Annotated in this window: 8 protein-coding genes and 1 pseudogene; 5 read left to right on the forward strand and 4 right to left on the reverse strand. The window is 69.1% G+C overall.

Annotated features, from left to right (window positions below; all coding sequences use genetic code 11):
• Positions 1–111 precede the first annotated feature (111 nt).
• The 3 genes from KYY02_RS11295 to ngcE all read right to left on the reverse strand — a co-directional run bounded on the left by KYY02_RS11295 (position 112) and on the right by ngcE (position 3,598).
• On the reverse strand, positions 112–1,047 hold the full coding sequence (locus KYY02_RS11295) for a carbohydrate ABC transporter permease (protein ID WP_371237697.1): 936 nt from the start codon (positions 1,045–1,047) through the stop codon (positions 112–114).
• Between the two features lie 15 nt (positions 1,048–1,062).
• On the reverse strand, positions 1,063–1,992 hold the full coding sequence (locus KYY02_RS11300; RefSeq protein WP_371237699.1) for a carbohydrate ABC transporter permease: 930 nt from the start codon (positions 1,990–1,992) through the stop codon (positions 1,063–1,065).
• 76 nt (positions 1,993–2,068) lie between these two features.
• Positions 2,069–3,598 carry an N-acetylglucosamine/diacetylchitobiose ABC transporter substrate-binding protein gene (ngcE, locus tag KYY02_RS11305; RefSeq protein ID WP_371237700.1) on the reverse strand — a complete coding sequence of 510 codons (1,530 nt, stop codon included), beginning with the start codon at positions 3,596–3,598 and terminating at the stop codon, positions 2,069–2,071.
• A 373-nt stretch (positions 3,599–3,971) separates the two neighbouring features.
• On the opposite strand from ngcE, the gene KYY02_RS11310 reads away from it, so the two are divergent.
• From KYY02_RS11310 to KYY02_RS11320, 3 genes and pseudogenes are all read left to right on the forward strand, one after another.
• The gene (locus KYY02_RS11310) at positions 3,972–7,775 is read left to right on the forward strand and encodes a GH92 family glycosyl hydrolase (protein ID WP_371237703.1); all 3,804 of its coding nucleotides are present in this window, start codon (positions 3,972–3,974) and stop codon (positions 7,773–7,775) included.
• A gap of 584 nt (positions 7,776–8,359) precedes the next feature.
• Positions 8,360–8,446: pseudogene (locus KYY02_RS11315) on the forward strand (hypothetical protein); the annotation flags it as partial.
• Positions 8,447–8,518: 72 nt separating this feature from the next.
• Entirely contained in the window at positions 8,519–8,953 is a 435-nt protein-coding gene (locus KYY02_RS11320; RefSeq protein WP_371237706.1) for a VOC family protein, read from the forward strand.
• Positions 8,954–9,272: 319 nt separating this feature from the next.
• Here KYY02_RS11320 and KYY02_RS11325 read toward each other — a convergent pair whose 3' ends face one another.
• Positions 9,273–12,107, reverse strand: coding sequence for an aconitate hydratase (locus KYY02_RS11325; RefSeq protein WP_371237708.1), 2,835 nt, complete (start codon positions 12,105–12,107; stop codon positions 9,273–9,275).
• Positions 12,108–12,545: 438 nt separating this feature from the next.
• On the opposite strand from KYY02_RS11325, the gene KYY02_RS11330 reads away from it, so the two are divergent.
• Positions 12,546–12,752, forward strand: coding sequence for a DUF4236 domain-containing protein (locus tag KYY02_RS11330; protein WP_371237710.1), 207 nt, complete (start codon positions 12,546–12,548; stop codon positions 12,750–12,752).
• 64 nt (positions 12,753–12,816) lie between these two features.
• Positions 12,817–14,346 carry a UDP-N-acetylglucosamine 1-carboxyvinyltransferase gene (locus KYY02_RS11335; protein WP_371237712.1) on the forward strand — a complete coding sequence of 510 codons (1,530 nt, stop codon included), beginning with the start codon at positions 12,817–12,819 and terminating at the stop codon, positions 14,344–14,346.
• Positions 14,347–14,692: the final 346 nt, after the last annotated feature.

Raw genomic sequence — 14,692 nt, forward strand, 5'->3', positions numbered from 1 at the left:
CTGTTCGGGTTGCCTCCCGTCAAGAGGTTGAACCGTTTCCGGGTCCGTGGGCGCAACGACACGCCCCCTCCCAGGGACGGGAGCGGGGCGTGTGCGAGGCGTTCCGAAGGGTCACTTCAAGGTGGCGGAGGTGAGTCCCGCCTGCACCTGGCGCTGGAAGGACAGGTAGACCACCAGCATGGGCACCATGGCGATCGTCACGCCCGCGAAGAGCACCGGGAGGTCGGAGGCGTAGCCCTGCTGCTGCTGGAGCTGGATGAGCCCCTGGGTGAGCACATAGCGCTCCGGGTCGTCACCGCTCTGCGGCTGCATCAGCACCGTCGGCAGGATGTACTGGTTCCACTGGCCCAGCGTGTTGAAGATGCCGACGCTCAGCAGACCGGGCTTGGCCATGGGGAGCATCACCTGGAAGAAGGCCCGGGTGTGCGAGGCGCCGTCGAGGACCGCCGCCTCGAAGACCGCCGTGGGCAGGGTCCGGAAGAAGGCGTGCAGGAAGAACACCGTGAACGGCAGCGAGTAGGCGACGTACACCAGGGCCAGGCCGTGGTAGGTGTTCAGCATGTCCAGCCGCTTGACCATGAAGAACAGCGGCACCAGGGCCAGGAAGACGGGGAACATCGCGCCGGCGACGAAGAAGTAGTACAGCAGGCGGTTGCCCCGGAACTCGTAGCGGGCCAGCACGTAGGCCGCCATGGAGCCGAACAGCATCGTCAGCGGCACCGAGATCACCAGGACGACGACCGTGCTGGTGAAGTAGTCGCCGATGCCCTTCTCCCAGGCGCGGGAGAAGACGCCCGGGTCCCAGTTCCGCGGCCAGCCGAAGGCGGAGCCGCCGATCTGCGCGTCGGTCCGGAAGGAGCTGAGCACCAGCCACAGCAGCGGCAGCACGATCAGCACCGCCCACAGGGCGAGGAAGCCGTGCGAGAAGACGTTCAGCACGACGCCTTCGCCGCGCCGGTCGCCGGGGCGGAGGGCGCCCTTGCCCACCGGCTGCGGGGGCGGGGTGGGGCCCTGGGCGGGGGCGGTTTCCTCGGGAGGTGCGCTCATCGTCGTTGCTCCGCCTCAGAACTCGATGCGCTCACGACGGGTGGCGCGCAGCATGACCACGGACACGATCAGGGTGAGGAGCAGCATGACCACGCCCATGGCGCAGGCGTAGCCGCTCCGGCCGTACAGCAGGAAGTTCCGCATCATCACGGTCGACATGACCTCGCTGTGGTGGTCGGGGCCGCCGCCGTAGTCCCCGGCGGTCATGGTGGAGACCAGGATGAACATGTCCATCGCCGCGATGCCGAGATAGACCCAGGCGGTCTGCACGGAGTCCCACAGCAGCGGCAGGGTGATGCGGAAGAAGGACTGGGCGCGGCTCGCTCCGTCGATGAGCGCGGCCTCGTAGACGTCGCGGGGAATGGACTGCATGGCGGCGGAGAACAGCACCAGATAGAACCCGACGCCGTGCCAGACGACCACCGCGACAAGTGCCCACAGCACGAAGTCCGGCTCGTTGAGCCATTCCACGGGACTGTTCTCGTCGACCAGCCCGAGTCCGATCAGGACGCCGTTGAGCATGCCGCCGCCGTCACTGCGGTAGACCGCTCCGAAGAGCACCGCCAGGATGGCCAGCGACAACACCTGCGGGAAGAAATAGACGACCCGGTAGTACCTCGATCCGGCGACTCCGAAGACGCCTCCGGAACGTCCGCGCCCGCCCGCGTTCAGCATGAAGGCGAGGAACAGCGCGAGCAGAATGGTGATCACCGGGATGAACACCAGGAACAGGATGTTGTGCCGGACGGCCCCCATGAAGACGTCGTCCTCGGACAACGCCGTGTAGTTGTCGAGTCCGACGAAGGAGAAGGTCTGCGACTGGCCCTTCCAGTCGGTCAGCGAATAACCGAACGTCTGGATGTACGGCCAGATCACGAAGATCAGATAGAGCGCCACGGGAAAGAAGAGGAATCCCGCGACGAACCGGTGCTGCCCTTTGCGCATGGCGTTCCTGCCCCTGGGTGTGGCCGCCGCGGGCCGGGGAGTCGTCCCGGCCCGCGGCCCGGTCGGTCGAACGGGATCAGTCGCGGCGGTTCTTCCTCGAGGACGGGTCCTTGGCCTGCTTGTCGACCGCGGCCTGGGCCCGCTTGAGCCACTCCTTGGGCTGGATGCGCTTGGCCATCAGCTCGTTGGAGGCGTTCTCGATGGCGGTGCCCATCTCGCTGTACCACTCGGTGTACAGGAAGCGGAAGGTGTTGTCGCCGGCCGCCCTGGAGGCCTCGACGGTGGACTGGGTGCCCGGCCGCAGCCGGACGTCCGGGTCGACGCCGTCCTTGAGGATGGTCAGCGAGTTCGCCTCCTTGGCGAAGACGGTCGACCACTCCTTGGAGAGCATCATCCGCATGAACTCCTTGGCCGCGGGGAGGTTCCTGGCCTTGGACGGGATGATGAAGGGCTCACCGGAGCCGGCCCGGATCGCCTCGAACGGCAGCGCGCTGTCCGGCAGCAGCGGCATCGGCAGGAACTTCATGTCGAAGTCCGCCGGCACCGTCTTGAGCTGCTCGTTCTCGAGCCAGGAACCGCTGGTGACGAAGGCGGCCTTGTACTGGTTCCAGCGGGTCTGCGACTCGGTGTGGGTCAGCCCGTTCGTACCGGGCATCAGATAGCCCTTCTCGACGACCTCGTAGACGGCCTCGACGGCCTCGGTGGCGGCGTCGGATCCGACGAACGCCTTCGGGTCGAGGTTGTCGATCGCCTTCATGGCGTCCAGGCCGCCCTTCTTGGCGATCAGGTCCATGATGGCGACGTTGATGTAGTACGGGTACTTGCCCTGGTGGGCGAGGCCGCCGATGCCCTGGGCCTTGGCGTCCTTGCAGACGGCGAGGAACTCGTCCCAGGTCCTGGGCGCCTCCCAGCCCTTCTCCTCGAAGAGCTTGCCGGAGTACCACAGGCCCCACACCGTGTAGATGTAGTTGAGGGCGACGACCTTGCCCTCCTGCATGCCGGCGTCGAGCGTGCCGGGGATGAGGGTGTCGCGGACCTTCGTGCCCGGGTCGTCGACGGACGGGGCGTCCAGCACTTCGGCGAGGTCGAGGAGTTGGCCGTTCCTGTGCAGCACGTCGATCGGGATCTGCTGGGCGCCGGAGTCGTCCACGATGTCCGGCGGATTGCCGGCGTTGAAGCGGGGCTGGAGTTTGCCCGTGATCTCCTGGGTGCCGGTGTGGACGGAGGTGACGCCCCACTTCTTCTTGAACGCGGCCTCCCACGCCTTGGCGTAGTCGTCTCCGTAACCGCCCTTGAAGATGACGACGTCGAGTTTGCTGCCTTTCTTCACGCCGAACGGGTTGGACTTGGACGCCGTGCCCTCGTTCTCGCCGGAATCGTCGTCTCCACCCCCACTGGCGCACGCGGACAGGAAACTCATCGCCGGTACGGAAACCAGGCCGAGCGCGGCGGACCGCTTGACCAGCGCGCGGCGCCCCACACCGGTCGAGCCGTTCTCGCCGGCGCCGTCGCCCCCGGTGGAGCCGATTCCCCTGCCCCCGGCGGAATTGGTGCCGTTGCTCCCGGCGGAACCGGTGCCGTTGTTCTCGGCGGAAGTGGATCCCATGCTCAAGTCCTCGCCTTCTCCAGGACTCAGGCGGTGAACCGGATCCTCCCCGGCACCGCGTTCGGGTCAAACTGGGTCGTGCAGGAGGTGCGGCTGATACGGGTCGGGTGCGGTGGAGACGCCCCGGAGTGCCGACAGGTATAGTCCACTTCCCACCGACGGAGCAAGATCGAATGCAAGGTTCGCCTCCGGCTTTTCCGAGTTGATACCTCGCGGGAATATCGGCCTCCGGCGCGCTCCCCGACGGGGGAATCACTGCCGCTGGACCGGAATGACACATTCAACACCCTTGACACCAGCGGTCGCTTGACGCACTACTAGACCTTGCGCATCCGATTGACAACGTTGTCCAGCGCAGGGAGGGTCCTCACCCATGCACAACAGGGTTCGGCACAGATGGGGGACGGCGGTCGTCGCGGCGACCGCCTTCGCCCTGGCCGCTGGTTCCCAGGGCGTCGCGGTGGCGCTGCCCCAGGCTCCGCCGAAGGCGGACCGCGAGTTCGCGTCGTCGTTCGAGTCCGGGGAGCCCGCCCCGGACTGGCTGAACACCGTCGACACCACGCGAGGCGGCGAGAAGCGCGCCTCGGGTGTGGACGGCGGTTACAGCTCCGGCATTCCGGGCAATGTCACCGACCATGTCACGGAGGTCCGTGCCAGCGCGGAGAACACCGGCGGCGGGGAGGTGAAGGAGAACCTCGTCGACGGCGAGCCGAGCAGCAAGTGGCTGGCGTTCGAGTCCACCGGCTGGGTGGAGTTCGACCTGGACGCCCCCGTGAAGGCGCTCCGTTACGCCCTCACGTCCGCCAACGACGCCGCCGAGCGCGACCCGAGGGACTGGACCCTCAAGGGCTCCGCCGACGGCGAGGACTGGAAGACCCTCGACACCCGCTCGGGCGAGACGTTCGCGGAGCGCTTCCAGACCAGGATCTACGACATCGACGCCTCCGCGGTCGCCGAGTACCGGCACTTCCGGCTGGAGATCACCAGGAACGGCAGCGGCGGCATAGTCCAGCTCGCCGACGTCCAGTTCTCCACCGGCGACGAGGAGGCGCCCGTCCCGCAGGACATGCTCTCGCTGGTCGACCGCGGCCCGACCGGCTCGCCGACGGCCAAGGCGGGCGCCGGGTTCACCGGCAGGCGCGCCCTGCGGTACGCCGGCCGGCACACCGCCGAAGGACCGGCGTACTCGTACAACAAGGTGTTCGACGTCAACACGAGGGTCGGCCGGAACACCGAACTGTCGTACCGCATCTTCCCCTCGATGGCGGACGGCGACCTCGACTACGACTCCACCAACGTCTCCGTCGACCTCGCCTTCACCGACGGCACCTATCTGAGCGACCTGCGCGCCACCGACCAGCACGGCTTCCCGCTCACCCCGCGGGGACAGGGCGCGTCGAAGATCCTCTACGTCAACCAGTGGAACAACGTGGTCTCCCGGATCGGTTCGGTGGCCGCCGGCAAGACCGTCGACCGGATCCTGGTGGCGTACGACTCCCCCGAGGGCGAGACCAGGTTCCGCGGCTGGCTGGACGACGTGGCGCTGAAGCCGGTCAGGCCCGAGCGGCCGAAGGCCCATCTCTCCGACTACGCGGTGACGACCCGGGGCACCAACTCCAGCGGCGGCTTCTCGCGCGGCAACAACTTCCCCGCGACGGCGGTGCCGCACGGGTTCAACTTCTGGACCCCGGTCACCAACGCCGGTTCGCTGAGCTGGCTGTACGACTACGCGCGCGGCAACAACGCGGACAACCTGCCGACGATCCAGGCGTTCAGCGCGAGCCACGAGCCGAGCCCCTGGATGGGCGACCGGCAGACCTTCCAGGTGATGCCGTCGGCCGCCTCCGGCACCCCGGACACCGGCCGTGAGGAGCGCGAACTGGCCTTCCGGCACGAGAACGAGACCGCGCGGCCGTACTACTACGGCGTGCGGTTCGAGAACGGGCTGAAGGCCGAGATGACGCCGACGGACCACGCGGCGATGATGCGCTTCACCTTCCCCGGCGACGACGCGAGCGTGCTGTTCGACAACGTCACCGACCAGGCCGGCCTGACCCTCGACGAGGAGAACGGCACCTTCACCGGCTACTCGGACGTCAGGTCCGGGCTCTCCACGGGCGCCACCCGGCTGTTCGTGTACGGCGAGTTCGACAAGAAGGTCACCGGGGGCGACGCCGACGGCGTCAAGGGCCACCTGCGCTTCGACGCCGGCCGGGACCGCACGGTCACGCTGCGCCTGGCCACCTCGCTGATCAGCGTCGACCAGGCGAAGGACAACCTGCGCCAGGAACTGCCGAGCCGTGCCTCCTTCGACAAGGTCAAGCGCGACGCCCAGCGCCAGTGGGACCGCATCCTCGGCAAGGTCGAGGTCGAGGGCGCCACGCCGGACCAGCTGACCACGCTGTACTCCAGCCTCTACCGGCTGTACCTGTACCCGAACTCGGGCCACGAGAAGGTGGGCGGAAAGTACCAGTACGCCTCCCCCTTCTCGAAGGCGGAGGGCCCCGACACCCCGACGCACACCGGCGCGAAGATCGTCGACGGCAAGGTGTACGTCAACAACGGCTTCTGGGACACCTACCGGACCACCTGGCCGGCGTACTCCTTCCTGACCCCGTCCAAGGCCGGTGAGCTGGTCGACGGGTTCGTGCAGCACTACAAGGACGGCGGCTGGACCTCGCGCTGGTCCTCCCCCGGCTACGCCGACCTGATGACCGGCACCTCCTCGGACGTCGCGTTCGCCGACGCGTACGTCAAGGGCGTCGACTTCGACGCGGAGGCCGCGTACGACGCGGCGGTGAAGAACGCCACCGTCGTGCCGCCGTCGTCGGGTGTGGGCCGCAAGGGCATGGCGACCTCGCCGTTCCTCGGCTACACCAGCACCGACACCCACGAGGGCCTGTCGTGGGCGCTGGAGGGCTACCTCAACGACTACGGCATCGCGAAGATGGGCGAGGCCCTCTACGAGAGGACGGGCGAGAAACGCTACCGGGAGGAGTCGGCGTACTTCCTCGACCGCGCCCAGGACTACGTCAACCTCTTCGACTCCGAAGCCGGCTTCTTCCAGGGCAGGAACGCCGAGGGCGACTGGCGGGTCGAGTCCTCGAAGTACGACCCGCGCGTGTGGGGCCACGACTACACCGAGACCAACGGCTGGGGCTACGCCTTCACCGCCCCGCAGGACAGCCGCGGTCTGGCCAACCTGTACGGCGGCCGGGACGGTCTCGCCGACAAGCTCGACGAGTACCTGTCCACACCCGAGACGGCCTCCCCCGAGTTCAAGGGCTCCTACGGCGGTGTCATCCACGAGATGACCGAGGCGCGGGACGTCCGGATGGGCATGTACGGCCACTCCAACCAGGTCGCCCACCACGCCCTGTACATGTACGACGCGGCCGGGCAGCCCTGGAAGACGCAGGCGAACGTGCGCGAGGTGCTGTCCCGCCTCTACACCGGCAGCGAGATCGGCCAGGGCTACCACGGCGACGAGGACAACGGCGAGCAGTCGGCCTGGTACCTGTTCTCCTCGCTCGGCTTCTACCCGCTGGTGATGGGAAGCGGTGAGTACGCCATCGGCTCCCCGTTGTTCAAGAAGGTCACCGTGCACCTGGAGAACGGCCGCAAGCTGGTCGTCAAGGCCCCGAAGAACAGCGCGAGGAACGTCTACGTGCAGGGCCTGAAGGTCAACGGCAAGCGCTGGAACTCCACTTCGCTGCCGCACTCGGTGGTCTCCAAGGGCGGTGTCCTGGAGTTCGACATGGGCTCGCGTCCGTCGTCGTGGGGCACGGGCGAGAAGGCGGCGCCGGTGTCGATCACCCGGGACGACGAGGTGCCCACGCCCCGCGAGGACGCGCTGAAGGGCGGGGGCGCCCTGTTCGACGACACGTCGGCGACCGGCGCCACGGTGTCCACCGTGGAGCTGCCCGTCACCGGGGACACCGAGGCGGTGCAGTACACGCTGACCTCCTCGGACCGCACCGAGGCGCCCACGGGCTGGGTGCTGCAGGGTTCGGCCGACGGGGAGCAGTGGACCGACCTGGACGAGCGGACGGACGAGTCCTTCCGCTGGGACCGCCAGACGCGCGCCTTCTCGGTCGACGAGCCGAAGGCCTACGGCCACTACCGGCTGGTGCTGACCGGTGAGGCGACGCTGGCGGAGGTGGAACTGCTGAGCTGAGCCGGCCTCCGCCCGCACGGCGGGCCCGGACCTCGTCCGGGCCCGCCCCTTCATGGATTCCCCCGGGTCTGCGGGCACCTCTCCGGTCACTGGTGCGTCGGAACGGGGACGGCCCCCGCCGCTCCCCGGACGGCGCTTGCGGGGCGATGGAGAGCGCGGATGACGTATCCGGGCGACTTCAACGCGGCCTGGCTGCCGGCGGGCGCGTTCCTGACGGTCGGCAGCCGGTGTCCGCTGCTCCGCGCCGCCGACGGGCCGCTGGTGGACACGGTGCACGGCGAACCGGCCGACGCCGGGGAGCGGTTCGGCGGGCAGTTCGGCGCGCGGGTCGTGCGGGACGGTCGCGAGGACGCCGAGTCGGTGCTCGGACCGGACGACGAGGGCTTCGCGCCGATGCGCCGGGACGGCGCCACGACCGTCATCGCGCCCGGTGAACGGGGGCCGCTCCACGGCTTCCTCCACGTCGTGCGCCTCGGGAAGGACGCCTTCGCCGGTGAGCGCGTCCGCGAGGAGCACCGTCCGGCGTCCGCCTCGCGCCTGCCGGCCCACCGGGACGACGTGGCCGTGCACCCGGTCATGGGCGGTTCGCGGCGAACGCGGTGCTCCAGGTCGAGCACGGACCGATGGACTTCCAGGCGCGCGAGCCGGTCCCGCGGACGGTGTGGGTGTGACGTCGCCGCCGTGCGCCCGGGTGCGGGGCGCGCCGGAAGGCGAGCGGTGAACTCCCCTGCTATGGTGCGCCGATGGCATCGGTCAAACAGTTTCAGGTCACCTTCGACTGTGCGGAGCCCGAGCGGGTCGCCCGCTTCTGGTGCGAGGTGCTGGGGTACGTCGTACCGCCGCCGCCGGAGGGCTTCGCCACATGGGACGACTTCGACCGGTCCCTGCCGCCCGAGCGGCGGGGTGCGGCGTTCGCCTGCGGTGACCCCTCGGGCGTGGGCCCGCGGTTGTTCTTCCAGCGCGTGCCCGAGGGCAAGGTCGTCAAGAACAGGGTGCACCTCGACGTGCGCGCCGGCACCGGTCTCGTGGGGGAGGAGCGCCTCGCCGCGCTCGAGGCCGAGTGCGCACGCCTGGTCGCGCTCGGCGCGGTACACGTGCGGACGCTGGTGGCCGATGGGTACGACGAGTCGTGCATCGTGATGCAGGACGTCGAGGGCAACGAGTTCTGTCTCGACTGAGCGTCCTCACCTCCGTGCCGGACGGGCGCCGTCGGGGCCGCCCACGGGTGCGGTGAGCCGACCCGGCAGGGCAGGGACGTCGTACCACCACCGCCCGATCCCGGGGACCACACAGCCGGACGTCGTGCGCTCCCCGGGATCGGGGAAGCCGTCGCAACCGGCGTTGTGGGCCATCACGTCCTGGCCGTCGTGGGCGGCGTCGCCGCTCCACAGGCTGTCGGTCCGCCGGCCGTCCGGGAGGTCCGACGGCCAGCGGCCAGCGGCGAGGGCCGTACCCCCGACGCCGGGGGTACGGCCCTCAACTGCTCTGCCGGACCGCTTACTTGCGGATCAGGCTGCGCAGCACGTACTGCAGGATGCCACCGTTGCGGTAGTAGTCGGCCTCACCGGGGGTGTCGATGCGGACGACCGCGTCGAACTCGACGCCGGTGTCGGTGGTGACCTTCACCGTGCGCGGGGTGGTGCCCTCGTTCAGCTCGGTGACGCCGGAGACGGAGAAGGTCTCCTCGCCGGTCAGGCCGAGGGACTCGGCGGTCCGGCCCTCCGGGAACTGCAGCGGCAGGACGCCCATGCCGATGAGGTTCGAGCGGTGGATGCGCTCGTACGACTCGGCGATGACGGCCTTGACGCCGAGCAGCGCGGTGCCCTTGGCGGCCCAGTCGCGGGACGAGCCGGAGCCGTACTCCTTGCCGGCCAGGACGACCAGCGGGATGCCCTGCTCGATGTAGTTGCGGGAGGCGTCGTAGATGAACGACACCGGACCGCCGTCCTGGGTGAAGTCGCGGGTGTAGCCGCCCTCGGTGCCCGGCGCGATCTGGTTGCGCAGGCGGATGTTGGCGAACGTACCGCGGATCATGACCTCGTGGTTGCCGCGGCGCGAGCCGTAGCTGTTGAAGTCGCGGCGCTCGATGCCGTGCTCCGTGAGGTACTTGCCGGCCGGGGTGTCGGCCTTGATGGCGCCGGCCGGGGAGATGTGGTCGGTGGTGACCGAGTCGCCCAGCTTGGCCAGCACGCGGGCGCCGGTGATGTCCTCGACCGGGGCCGGCTCCATGCCCATGCCCTCGAAGTACGGGGGCTTGCGCACGTAGGTGGACTCGGCGTCCCACTCGAAGGTGTCGCCGGTCGGGATGGGCAGCGCCTGCCACTGGGCGTCGCCGGCGAAGACGTCGGCGTAGGACTTGGAGAACATGTCCTTGCCGATCGCGTTGGCGACGACGTCGTTGACCTCGGCCTCGGAGGGCCAGATGTCCTTCAGGAAGACCGGGTTGCCGTCCTGGTCGTGTCCGAGGGCCTCGCGGGTGATGTCCACCTTCATGGAACCGGCGAGCGCGTAGGCGACGACCAGCGGCGGGGACGCCAGGTAGTTCATCTTGACGTCGGGGTTGATCCGGCCCTCGAAGTTGCGGTTGCCGGAGAGCACCGAGGTGACGGCGAGGTCGTGGTCGTTGACCGCCTTGGAGACCTCCTCCGGCAGCGGGCCGGAGTTGCCGATGCAGGTGGTGCAGCCGTAGCCGACGAGGTTGAAGCCGACCTTGTCGAGGTACGGGGTCAGGCCCGCCTTCTCGAAGTAGTCGGTGACGACCTTGGAGCCCGGGGCGAGGGTGGTCTTGACCCACGGCTTGCGGGTCAGGCCCTTCTCCACCGCCTTCTTGGCCACCAGCGCGGCGGCGACCATGACGTACGGGTTGGAGGTGTTGGTGCAGGAGGTGATGGCGGCGACCGTCACCGCGCCGTGGTCCAGCTCGTAGGTCGTGCCGTCGGCGGCGGTGACCGGGACCGGGTTGGACGGGCCGGGGCCGGGCACGACGGCGGAGTGCTGCGGGGCGCCGGCGCCGTTGTCGTCGCTGCCGTAGGCGGGGGCGTCGGAGGCCGGGAAGGACTCGGCGCTCGCCTCGTCGACCGGGGACTCGGCGCCGTGCGGCTGCTCCTGCTGTGGGACGCCCGGCTTGCGGTCGTCGCCGCCGGTGACGCCGGCCTGCACGTAGTTGAGCACGTCGGCGCTGAACTGCTCGGCGGCGCGGGTGAGTTCGATGCGGTCCTGCGGGCGCTTCGGGCCGGCGACGGACGGGACGACCGTGGACAGGTCCAGCTCGAGCTTCTCGGAGAAGTCCGGCTCGGCCTGCGGGTCCAGCCAGAGGCCCTGCTCCTTGGCGTACGCCTCGACCAGCGCGACCTGCTGCTCGGAGCGGCCGGTCAGGCGCAGGTAGTTCAGCGTCTCGTCGTCGATCGGGAAGATCGCGGCGGTGGAGCCGAACTCCGGCGACATGTTGCCGATGGTGGCGCGGTTGGCCAGGGAGGTGGCGGCCACGCCCTCGCCGTAGAACTCGACGAACTTGCCGACGACGCCGTGCTTGCGCAGCATCTCGGTGATGGTGAGCACCAGGTCGGTGGCGGTGGTGCCGGGCTCGAGCTCACCGGTCAGCTTGAAGCCGACGACACGCGGGATCAGCATGGAGACCGGCTGGCCGAGCATGGCGGCCTCGGCCTCGATGCCGCCGACGCCCCAGCCGAGGACGCCGAGGCCGTTGACCATGGTGGTGTGCGAGTCGGTGCCGACCAGGGTGTCCGGGTAGGCCTTGCCGTCGCGGACCATCACCACGCGGGCCAGGTGCTCGATGTTCACCTGGTGGACGATGCCGGTGCCGGGCGGGACGACCTTGAAGTCGTCGAAGGCGGTCTGGCCCCAGCGCAGGAACTGGTAGCGCTCGCGGTTGCGGCCGTACTCCAGGTCGACGTTCTGCTTGAAGGCGTCGTTGGTGCCGAACTTGTCGGCGATGACGGAGTGGTCGATGACCAGCTCGGCCGGGGAGAGCGGGTTGATCTTGTTCGGGTCGCCGCCCAGCTCCTTGACGGCCTCGCGCATGGTGGCGAGGTCCACGACACAGGGCACGCCGGTGAAGTCCTGCATGATCACGCGGGCCGGCGTGAACTGGATCTCCTGCGACGGCTGGGCCTGGGAGTCCCAGCCGCCCAGGGCGCGGATGTGGTCGGCGGTGATGTTCGCGCCGTCCTCGGTACGGAGCAGGTTCTCCAGCAGCACCTTCAGGCTGTAGGGAAGGCGCGCGGAGCCCTCGACCTTGTCCAGCCGGAAGATCTCGTACGACTCGTCGCCCACCTGCAGCGTGCTGCGGGCGTCGAAGCTGTTCGCCGACACGACAGTCTCCTTCATTGATGTGCGCGTACCACCGCATCCTGCCGCCACGCCACCCCGACCGATCCGCTAAGGTAAGGCTAAGTTAGGCATCCCTTACCAGGGTGGCGGCTGCGATGCGCCTCGGCAGATATCTCGATGTCGAGATAACTCTAGTACACGAGGGCGGAATGGTCATGCCCGGGCATGGCCGCCCGTCGCCGTCGAGCCCGGCCGCCGTACCGCCGTGCCGCCGTGCCGGGCCCGGCGTGCCCGGAACCACGCAACCGGGGGGCCGCCGGCAAGCCGTCGGCCTCCGGTCGGCCGCCCCGCCCCCGGCACGCCCTGCGGATCATCAGCCGCCGCGGCGTCGCCCACGCACCGCTGCCGGACGCCATCACCGCGCCCCGGCGGGGTAACCGACTGAGACGGAGTCAGTTCCGGACGGAAAGGGATACAGGCATGCCCCTCACGTTCCGCAAGAGCTTCCGGATCCTGCCGGGGGTGCGACTGAACATCAACAAGCGGTCGTGGTCCATCACCACCGGCGGCAGGAACGGCCCCCGGCACACCCACAGCAGCACGGGACGTCGTACGACATCGGTGGATTTGCCGGGACCTTTCGGATGGCGCCGGACCCGTCAGACCCGCCGCACCAGGGGACACTGACGTCACGTCACCCGAATGAACCCCTCAGGATGCGTCATCTCATATCCGAGATAACCTCATCCTCATGTCAGACGACTACCTCGTACGCATCGGCAAGCTCATCCGTGACGCCCGTCAGCACCGTGGGTGGACACAGGCCCAGCTCGCCGAGGCGCTCAACACCAGTCAGAGCGCCGTCAACCGGATCGAGCGCGGCAACCAGAACATCAGTCTTGAGATGATCGCCCGGATCGGCGAGGCCCTGGACAGCGAGATCGTCTCGTTGGGCTACGCCGGTCCGATGCACCTGCGCGTGGTGGGCGGCCGCCGGCTCTCCGGCGCCATCGACGTCAAGACGAGCAAGAACGCGTGCGTGGCACTGCTGTGCGCCTCGCTGCTCAACAAGGGGCGCACCGTGCTGCGCCGCGTCGCCCGTATCGAGGAGGTCTACCGCCTCCTGGAGGTGCTGAACTCCATCGGTGTACGCACCCGCTGGATCAACGACGGCGTCGACCTGGAGATCGTGCCGCCGGCCGAGCTGGACCTCGCGTCCATCGACGCGGACGCCGCCCGCCGCACCCGCTCCATCATCATGTTCCTCGGCCCGCTGCTGCACCGCCTGGACCGCTTCATGCTGCCGTACGCCGGCGGCTGCGACCTCGGTACGCGCACCGTCGAGCCGCACATGATCGCGCTGCGCCGGTTCGGCCTGGACATCGCCGCGACGGAGGGCCAGTACCACGCGGTGGTCGACCGCACCGTCGTCCCCGACCGCCCGATCGTACTGACCGAGCGCGGGGACACCGTCACCGAGAACGCGCTGCTCGCCGCCGCCCGGCACGACGGCACCACCGTCATCCGCAACGCCTCCTCCAACTACATGGTCCAGGACCTGTGCTTCTTCCTGGAGGCCCTCGGCGTCAAGGTCGACGGCATCGGCACCACCACGCTCACCGTGCACGGCGTGCCCACCATCGACGCCGACGTCGACTACTCCCCCTCCGAGGACCCGGTCGAGGCGATGAGCCTGGTGGCCGCGGCCGTGGTGACGGAGTCGGAACTGACGGTCCGCCGGGTCCCCATCGAGTTCCTGGAGATCGAGCTGGCGGTCCTGGAGGAGATGGGCCTCGACCACGACCGCACCCCGGAGTACTTCGCCGACAACGGCCGTACGCGCCTGGTGGACCTCACCGTCCGCCCCTCCAAGCTGGAGGCGCCGATCGACAAGATCCACCCGATGCCGTTCCCGGGCCTGAACATCGACAACGTCCCGTTCTTCGCGGCGATCGCCGCGACGGCCCAGGGCAAGACCCTCATCCACGACTGGGTCTACGACAACCGCGCCATCTACCTGACCGACCTCAACCGCCTCGGCGGCCGCCTCCAGCTCCTCGACCCGCACCGGGTCCTGGTCGAGGGTCCGACCCGCTGGCGCGCCGCGGAGATGATGTGCCCGCCGGCGCTGCGCCCGGCCGTGGTCGTCCTGCTGGCGATGATGGCCGCCGAGGGCACGTCGGTCCTGCGCAACGTGTACGTCATCAACCGGGGCTACGAGGACCTGGCGGAGCGGCTGAACTCGATCGGGGCACAGATCGAGATCTTCCGGGACATCTGAAAGACCGTCAGGTGATGGCCGGCGAAACCTCTCCGGCCTGCGGCAGTACACGCCGCCGGAGGTGTGACGACACAACGTGGGACTTCTCTGGGACCTTGCGCCCGAGTCGGAGCACGACGCGGGTCAACGCCCTCGCAGGCAGCGGCCCGCGTCGTGCATGCCTGCGAACAGCGTAACCGGACCATGCGCCGGCCCGGCCGTTATGAGCCTGGACCCGACCGGCACCGGACGCAAACGCTGGACCATGCGCTGGAAGGCCGCGCTCCAAGCCTTCGGCAACACCTTCGACGGCCGGCTCACCGCCGGACGCCGCTGAAGAAATCCGACCGAGTTCCACCGTTTGCTA

The organism is Streptomyces pimonensis (genome assembly GCF_041380215.1).
Classification (GTDB): Bacteria; Actinomycetota; Actinomycetes; order Streptomycetales; family Streptomycetaceae; genus Streptomyces; species Streptomyces pimonensis.

Excerpts from the sequence above, each read along its gene's own strand:
- KYY02_RS11295 (WP_371237697.1), bottom strand. The coding sequence starts at position 1,047 with ATGAGCGCACCTCCCGAGGAAACCGCCCCCGCCCAGGGCCCCACCCCG.
- KYY02_RS11300 (WP_371237699.1), bottom strand. The coding sequence starts at position 1,992 with ATGCGCAAAGGGCAGCACCGGTTCGTCGCGGGATTCCTCTTCTTTCCC.
- ngcE (WP_371237700.1), bottom strand. The coding sequence starts at position 3,598 with ATGGGATCCACTTCCGCCGAGAACAACGGCACCGGTTCCGCCGGGAGC.
- KYY02_RS11310 (WP_371237703.1), top strand. The coding sequence starts at position 3,972 with ATGCACAACAGGGTTCGGCACAGATGGGGGACGGCGGTCGTCGCGGCG.
- KYY02_RS11320 (WP_371237706.1), top strand. The coding sequence starts at position 8,519 with ATGGCATCGGTCAAACAGTTTCAGGTCACCTTCGACTGTGCGGAGCCC.
- KYY02_RS11330 (WP_371237710.1), top strand. The coding sequence starts at position 12,546 with ATGCCCCTCACGTTCCGCAAGAGCTTCCGGATCCTGCCGGGGGTGCGA.
- KYY02_RS11335 (WP_371237712.1), top strand. The coding sequence starts at position 12,817 with ATGTCAGACGACTACCTCGTACGCATCGGCAAGCTCATCCGTGACGCC.